Annotated in this window: 1 protein-coding gene and 1 pseudogene; one reads left to right on the top strand and one right to left on the bottom strand. The window is 29.9% G+C overall.

What is annotated here, in order from left to right; translation table 11 throughout:
- Nucleotides 1–707 (top strand): site-specific integrase (locus tag QT76_RS07765; RefSeq protein WP_033617287.1); only part of this gene is annotated, 707 nt, incomplete at its 5' end.
- Nucleotides 708–770: 63 nt separating this feature from the next.
- Here QT76_RS07765 and QT76_RS08460 read toward each other — a convergent pair.
- A pseudogene (locus tag QT76_RS08460) lies at nucleotides 771–1,610 on the bottom strand (hypothetical protein); the annotation flags it as partial.

Genomic DNA, 1,610 nt, shown 5'->3' with positions numbered 1-1,610 from the left:
ATGTGATGTATATTAGGCAATTTTTTGATTACTTGGATAGGACCAAGCATTATGAATTTTATTTTAGTCTTAAAAATATAGCCTTTGCTAAACATAGGGATAATTTGCCTAAACATCTAAACTCAAAAGATTTAAAATCTTTTATATGTACTCTTATAAACTATAGAACTAGAAGTAGTTATGAAAAGAGAAATAAGTGTATTTTGCTCTTAATTATTTTGGGTGGTTTGAGAAAATCTGAGGTTTTTGATTTAGAATTGAGAAATATTGTTTTAGAAAAAGAGCATTATATCTTGCTTATAAAAGGCAAAAACAATAAAGAGCGAAAAGCGTTCATTAAACGAGAAATGCTAGAAAAATCTTTAGATGAGTGGTTGAGCGATAGCAAACGATTGAGTAGTTTTAATGGGCGTTTTATATTTAAGAAGTCTCTGTCTAACTATACTCAAAAGCATTGTTCAATCAATAATTTTGTGTTGAAGATTTTTATGTTGAGTGGTATTGAAAACTTTAAACAATATGGCACAGGATTGCACCTATTTAGGCATAGTTTTGCTACTTTAGTCTATGCTAAGAGTAGGGATATTGTTTTGACTTCAAGAGCGTTAGGGCATCAGTCCTTAAACTCCACAAAAATCTACATTCATACCGCACAAGAATATAATAAACAAGTAGCAAGCATTTTTGATAATTTATTGAGTGAGTAAAAAGATGATTAATTCCTCATTCAAAAGTTCTTTAAAGGGTTGTTTTTTGATGTTTTTTGTAGCTTATCTCGTTGCTTTAGAACCAACATTAACAAAACCAACCGAAGTTCTTATATTTTCAGGCTGAGAGGCTCTGTTTTTAATGTTATTTACAGCATTGCCTATTGCACCTTCTGTTTTTACAAGAAAATTGCCAGTTCCTACAGAAGTGCCTTTAACGCCACCGCTTACTGCACTACCTACATTACTAGCAAAGCTTAAAAAACTTTGCGATCCAGCTTTTAAGAAGTTAGCTAGATCAACCGAGCCACCTTGTGTGCCAAAAATGGTATTGATAATATTTGGAATATTGCTAATTAAAGCTGAAGTAATCGCTGAAATGATAATAATGCCGATAGTTTCTATGATATTTTGAGTAGGGTTAAATAATTCTAACCCAATAGAGTTTAGCATGGCAAATAAAAACACAAGAGGCGCATAAAAGGTTAGAGAAAAGACTTTTTTAATGTAAGAAAAGAAAAATCCTTGAGTTTGTTTAAAAAATAAACAAGGCGTCATAAAAATAAAGCATAGCAAATAAAAAGTTTTTTCTATAAAAATAATACAAATAAGATAAATTGTTTTAAATATAAGTAGGATTTGAAAAAACACAATAGCCACAAAAGATAGAGACTGCATAATGAAAACAAATGGTTTGCTAAAACCTGCATTATTTTCTCTAAAACTTTCATAAAAAGCAAAAAGTTGCTTGGTTTGATTTTTTATGATTCCTTGTATATTCCCATTAAAACTTATAAAACTTTGATTTGTTTTATTTTGGGATTGATTTGATTGTTGTTGAGCTTTTTTTGTAAAAAGTTTTTGTTGTTTCTTCAATGGCGTTATTAAGAATGACTGCAGGCG

This window comes from Helicobacter pylori SA37A, from assembly GCF_000476015.1.
In the GTDB taxonomy this organism is placed as follows: domain Bacteria; phylum Campylobacterota; class Campylobacteria; order Campylobacterales; family Helicobacteraceae; genus Helicobacter; species Helicobacter pylori_DB.
Note: the sequence above shows the minus strand (reverse complement) of the source record. Positions and strands in the feature narration are given on the sequence as shown.